Below are 6,128 nucleotides of genomic sequence, written 5' to 3'. Positions count from 1 at the left end.
TATACATAAAAGTACCCTATAGAGCAGACCTTTTTTAAGTGTCTACTCTATAGGGTACATTTTAAAACCTGGCTAACCTCAATATTCAAATGGTGAATAAATAGGCTGTTCCACCACTTTTCTCAATGTCGGAGACTGCAGATTTTCCTTTTTATTAAACAGATAATCATAACAATCTGTGATAACCATTTTTAATATTTATAAGATTGACCGCCATCAATTGGAATAACTGTTGCGTTGATGAAGTTAGCTTGATCAGACAAAAGGAAGGCCACCAAATACCCCACTTCTTCCGGTTTACCGAAACGTTTCATTGGGTTCGGCTGAACAAATTGTTTTCCAACTTCTTCCCAGTTGTCCGGATCCATTTGTTTTAATGAACCTTCGACCATTGGTGTCATAATCGCGCCTGGTGCAATGGCTTTAATACTAATTCCATATTGACCATATTCAATTCCGGAATTTCTTGTAAGTCCGACCACGCCATGTTTACTGGCTGCATAACCTGACTGGTTTCCTACTCCGCGAATGCCACCAACAGAAGCAGTATTAACAATAGAGCCAAAACCTTGTTCTTTCATGACTTTCAATACGTATTTCAGGCCGTAAAATACACCATTTAAGTTGACATTTACCACTTTTTGGAATTCGTCAATACCAAAATCCTCTGTTAGATTTTGCTTTCCTTCTATTCCAGCGTTGTTAAAGAAACTGTTAATTTTACCAAATCTCTTAACTGTTTCATTCACATAATTTTCAACTTCTTTTTCATCTGCTACATTCGCAGTGATAAGCAGCACTTCCGCGTTTGGTGCAACTTCCAACACCTTACTTTTTGTTTCTTCCAACGAAGCAGCATTCAAATCAACGAGTGATAGTTTCGCTCCTTCTTTTGCTACTTGCAAGGCAGAGGCTTGCCCCAAACCAGAGCCGGCACCTGTAATGACTACAACTTTTCCATCAAAACGATTGTTCATTGAAAACTTCCTCCTTTATGATTACCGCATAATTACTTTTATTTAAAACATCTCTAATTCAAAATATATAACAGTCAGGATTATCTTTCTCCGGTCGGAAAACATCATCCCACAAAGCTAGGTCACAAAAAAATTTCATATAACTATTTACTGAGCAGTATAACCACCATCAACCGTTAAGCTGTTACCAGTCATAAATGAAGAATCATCGGAAGCCATGAATAAAACAGCTTTTGCCATCTCTTCTGCTTTTCCAAGACGCTTCAATGGCGTAGCCGCAGCTAAGGCTTGTTTGCTTTCTTCTGGTATAATGGGTGTATCAATGAAGCCCGGACATAATGCGTTAATTCGAATATTGTGTTCCGCATATTCAAGTGCAAGTGAACGAGTTAAGTTAATCACGCCACCTTTTGCTGCATTATAGGCCGCTGAACCAGGTGATCCAACCCAACCGTACATAGATGCTGTATTAACAATCGAGCCTCCACCCGTTTTTAACATTTCTCGAATGGACTCACGTGCAACTAAGAAAACACCGTCCAAATCAACATTTATAGTATTGCGCCATTCTGAGTACTCTAATTCATGGGAAGGATGTACACGGCCGATGCCTGCATTGTTAAAAACAACATCCACTTTGCCGAATGTTTCAACGGTTTGTTTAAAGATATTTGCAACTTCTTTTTCACTCGTAATATTCGCTTTTATAAAAAGAGCTTCTGCATTCATAGCTTTTAACTCTTTTTCAAAAGCTTTGCCTTTCTCTTCGTTTAAATCAACCAGCACCACTTTGGCTCCTTCAGAAACGAATAAACGTGCTGTTGCTGCACCAATACCAGATGCTCCGCCGGTAATGACAGCTACTTTGCCTTGTAATTTTCCCATCATAGCCCTCCTAGCATTCAAATCCCCATACCACATTTTTTTAAAAAATGCGAGAACGGTTGAATACCTGTACTATTTTGTTCACAATTTAAGTGTACTACTATGGACATATTTAACAATCATTAAGATATTATTAACTGTCTACTAATTAGACACTTATATGAATTCCGTCTATTTTGAGGAGGCTGTTTCATGGAAGACAAGCGAAATATAACATCTCAAAGACAAAATCGGACAAAAAACCATTTTAAGCAAGCATTAATTTCGCTCATTAAAGAGAAGGGCTACCATTCCGTTACTGTAAAGGACATTGTCGACTTTGCCGCTTATAACCGCAGTACTTTTTATGTCCATTACCAAGATAAAATTGAATTGGCTGAAGATTTACTCATTTCAACACTTCAAGGGTTAGAGGATTCAGTAGGCAAACCGTATGTAACCGTCCGTAAAGTTTATACAGACAAGCTTACTCCACCATCTTTTCATTTCGTTTCTTATATCTATAACAACAGGGATTTCTTTGAACTGATTAACTACGAGGATACGTTACCAGGCTTACACATAAGGTTCCCTCAAACGATCTTAAAAATTTATAAGGAAAAATTTATTTTCGAAACACTTAACAGTGCGCCCGTCAATATGGATTATTTTAAACGATATACGGCCTATGGATTTTACGGACTCCTTCAGAATTGGATCCAAAGCGGCTTCAAAGAAACCCAAGAAACATTTATTAAAGAAGTCATTGATTTAGCGAAAACACATATTTACTCAGTTAAATATATTGGAGATAACTAAGATGAGAATCGAAAAATAAGGGGCAGTACCTTGCTTTGGAGAAAAATGGAGATAAAAATGGTTACAGCTTCCTCTTTTGTCGGTCGTCGGTAAATTCAATGGAGTTAAATTAGTATCTTTCCTCTTGATGCTTTAAGAAAAACTTTGTATTCATATGTAATGGGTGCACGGTCGCTCATTCTGCAAATTAACAAATAGCAGTTTTTCACTATACACATCGAGGTGTAATTTTTTATTAATCAAACGTTTGATTAGTGTTGGAGACCCATGGATTTACAACCTTTTATCATGCTTAAATGACTTACGCGAATTTTTCAACCAAACGTTTGATTAGTTTTAGGGCAATATTTCATTGGAACCGCTTTTTGTTAATCAAATGTTTGATTAACAAGTAAAATCGTTGATTGTGTAATCAAATGATTGATTAACACGTGAAATCGTCGTTTTTAAGGCTCTATCGACTGAGCATGCAGAATCATTATTCTCTTAACCAAACGTTTGATTAATACGGAATCCCTTGGATTTACAGCCTTTTATCACACATGGATGGTTTACTTAAATTTTTCAACTTAAAGTTCGTTGGGGTAGTTTCGAGTCAATATTTCGCCGGAGTTTCTTTTTATTAATCTAATGTTTGATTACAAGTAAAATCGTTGATTGTAAGACCTTTATCGACTGAGCCTCCACTTAATCAAACGTTTAATTAGTTGCATTTAACCTTAATATCAAGCTGCTTATCGACTAAGGCAGCAGATCTACAAATTTTCCAATCAAATGTTTGATTAGTTTGGAACATTAAAAAACCGCCCAAAAAGGACGGCTTTATGCTTGCTTTGCCACCGGGGCATTACGCTTACCCTGCAATTCTATAATAATTTCACGTTTATATTCTATGAATTCCTTCGTAAGTTGAATGTCCCATTCACGGGGGCGCGCCAGCTCGACTTGGATTTCTTTTGCGATTTTTCCGGGCCTTGCGGACATGACATAGATTCGGTCTGAAAGGTAAACCGCCTCATCTACATCGTGAGTGACGAACAAGACGCTGCACTTTTCTTCTTCCCACACGCCTAGAAGCAGGTCCTGCATTTCTTTTCTCGTTTGGGCATCCAGCGCACCGAACGGCTCATCCATGAGCAACAAACTCGGTTTGTAAACAAGTGCTCTCGCAATGGCTACCCGCTGCTGCATTCCGCCTGACATCTGGGACGGATAATGGTTTTCGAAGCCTTCCAGTCCGACAAGCTTGAGAAAATGCATGGCCATTTCTTTCTTTTGACGCTTGCTTAAGGACTTGTCTTTTTTCAATGCAAATGCGACGTTCTCCCATGCATAGAGCCAAGGCAGCAGGCTGTACTGCTGAAAAACAACCCCGCGATCCCTTCCCGCTCCAGTTATTTGTTTGCCGTCCAATTGAAGGTCTCCTTCTGTGTATGTGTCCAGTCCGGCAACCAGCCGGAGAAACGTCGACTTCCCGCAGCCGGATGGTCCCAGCAAAGAAACGAATTCCCCTGTTTTTATGTCCAGGTTTACATCTTGGAGGGCAACCACTTCTTTTTTATTGCTAATGAAAATCTTATTGATATCTTTGGCCGCTAAACGAACTTCTTCCATGATATCCCCTCCATCATTCTTTTACCTTGGCTGATTCCTTCCACGGGAATAAACGGTGATACAATAATTTGAACAGCATATCTGTGATCAGACCGAGCAATCCGATCACTAGGATTCCCAGGATGATTCGATCTGTCGCCAGGTAGCGCTGGGCCTGCATGATCCGGAATCCGAGACCTTCGGAAGCGGCAACAAGCTCAGCCACAACGAGATAGGTCCACGCCCATCCCCATGTCGTCCGGAACGTGTCCATAATGCCGGGAAAGGCCGCCCTGAACACGATATCTTTAACGATTTCAAACTTTTTCAAGCCGATTGTCATTCCAACTTCAACAAGCGAGCGGTTGACTGTTTTACAATTGTCGGCAATCATGATCACTTCCTGGAAAAATACGCCCAGGAACAGAATGAAAAATTTCTGTACGTCTGTTGTCCCAAACCAGAGGATAGACAGCGGAATGAAAGCGACGGCAGGCATATAGCGGACAAGCCCTACCACTGGCTCCCAGACGGACTGCCATGCTCTTGAAGTACCCATCATAATTCCAATCGGCAAAGCGAATAATGTTGAAATGAAGAAGCCCATGAATATCCGGTAAAAGCTTACGCCGATGTCTTTGAAAAAGATGCCCTCATCGATTTCTTCCATTGCCGCACGCACTACATCACTAGGAGAGGGAAGAAAAAGGGGGTCGACGTACCCCCCATATGTAACGATGCTCCATACTGCAAAAATAAAAAATACACTTATCGCTGAAATGATTGGATATCGTTTCATTTTCTTACCAACTATTCCATATCAAATATTTCATCTAAATTGACTTCTTTTTTCATGCTGCCAGCTTCCAACATAAGCTTTTGAATGTTATCAGCCGCTTTTTTCAACTCTCCTGAGCTAACCTTTTCAGCCTGCTCTTCGCTATTGTAAAATTTCAGTCCACTTAGGATCGACGGCAGTTCATCAGCAGTGATTCCGCTGCCTTTTGCTACAATTTCATTTCCTTCTTCTTCATTGTCTCTCCAATATTGAAGAGCTTCGTCCCATACGGCACGGAGTTGTTCTTTAGCCTCAGGATTATCCTCGAAGAATTTTGTTTTAGCAACAACAATATCACTGATTAAGCCTGGTGAATTTTTTCCAGTATAAAGGAGGTGCACTCCGTCGTCTTCCTTTTTATCGAGGACTTCGTTGATGTACGGAGCATAGGTGACAGCTGTTTTTACATCGCCGGAAATCATGGAAAGACCTGCCTGTGCTGCCGGCATAAATACCGTTTCCACATCTTCCAATGTCATGCCTTCTTCACTTAATGCCTGCTGGAGAAGGAGTTCTGATGTCGCTCCTTCTTCAAAAGCAACTTTTTGTCCCTTTAAATCTTTTACAGACTGGATGTCCTTCGTTGCTAAAATTGCATCGGCGTCATGAGACTCGTCCATAAAGATGATTGCTTTCATCTCCAGGTCCTGATTGGCTTTCATCCGAACTGTCGTATGAGTTGCAAGGTTCGCCACATCCACTTTATCGGATGCAAATGCTGCGTTCATATCAGAATCCTGTTCGAATAAAACTGTTTCGATCTTAATGCCGTGTTTTTCGTCAATCCCTTTTTCTTCAGCAATCCAGAAAGGCCCGTTTCCAACCCATGGCTGAACGGCCACTTTAATCGTTTGCGTATCTTTTTTGGCGTCGCCGCCGTCTTTTTCCTTCGCTCCTTCGCTGGAGCTATTTGAGCATCCTGCAGCAATGAGCATGAAAATTGCCATGCTGATGGCCAAAATTCTCAACTTCATTCCAATTCCCCCTCGTTTTCAAAATGCTTTTTTACTCTACCACACTAAAGCGCAAGGGCGTCG

Annotated in this window: 6 protein-coding genes; 1 reads left to right on the top strand and 5 read right to left on the bottom strand. The window is 40.6% G+C overall.

Features of this window, described 5'->3' with window-relative positions; all coding sequences use genetic code 11:
* Positions 1-191: 191 nt before the first annotated feature.
* Positions 192-977 (bottom strand): SDR family oxidoreductase, encoded by a 786-nt coding sequence (locus D4T97_RS18375; RefSeq protein ID WP_126052223.1) that lies wholly within the window; start codon positions 975-977, stop codon positions 192-194.
* A gap of 147 nt (positions 978-1,124) precedes the next feature.
* Positions 1,125-1,862, bottom strand: coding sequence for an SDR family NAD(P)-dependent oxidoreductase (locus D4T97_RS18370; protein ID WP_126052222.1), 738 nt, complete (start codon positions 1,860-1,862; stop codon positions 1,125-1,127).
* Positions 1,863-2,054: 192 nt separating this feature from the next.
* Between D4T97_RS18370 and D4T97_RS18365 the strand changes: the two genes are divergently transcribed.
* Complete coding sequence (locus tag D4T97_RS18365; protein ID WP_126052221.1) at positions 2,055-2,660, top strand: TetR/AcrR family transcriptional regulator; 606 nt, start codon at positions 2,055-2,057, stop codon at positions 2,658-2,660.
* A gap of 822 nt (positions 2,661-3,482) precedes the next feature.
* On the opposite strand, the gene D4T97_RS18360 is transcribed toward D4T97_RS18365, so the two are convergent.
* The 3 genes from D4T97_RS18360 to D4T97_RS18350 are packed head-to-tail and all read right to left on the bottom strand — an operon-like array spanning position 3,483 to position 6,065.
* Entirely contained in the window at positions 3,483-4,274 is a 792-nt protein-coding gene (locus tag D4T97_RS18360; protein ID WP_126052220.1) for an ABC transporter ATP-binding protein, read from the bottom strand.
* A gap of 13 nt (positions 4,275-4,287) precedes the next feature.
* Positions 4,288-5,052 (bottom strand): ABC transporter permease, encoded by a 765-nt coding sequence (locus D4T97_RS18355; RefSeq protein ID WP_126052219.1) that lies wholly within the window; start codon positions 5,050-5,052, stop codon positions 4,288-4,290.
* An 11-nt stretch (positions 5,053-5,063) separates the two neighbouring features.
* A complete protein-coding gene (locus D4T97_RS18350) occupies positions 5,064-6,065 on the bottom strand; it encodes an ABC transporter substrate-binding protein (protein WP_126052218.1) in 1,002 nt (333 codons plus the stop codon).
* Positions 6,066-6,128: the final 63 nt, after the last annotated feature.

Origin of the sequence: Siminovitchia acidinfaciens (assembly GCF_003605385.1) — a bacterium.
In the GTDB taxonomy this organism is placed as follows: Bacteria; Bacillota; Bacilli; order Bacillales; family Bacillaceae_C; genus Siminovitchia; species Siminovitchia acidinfaciens.
This window is presented reverse-complemented; position numbering and strand designations above follow the sequence as displayed.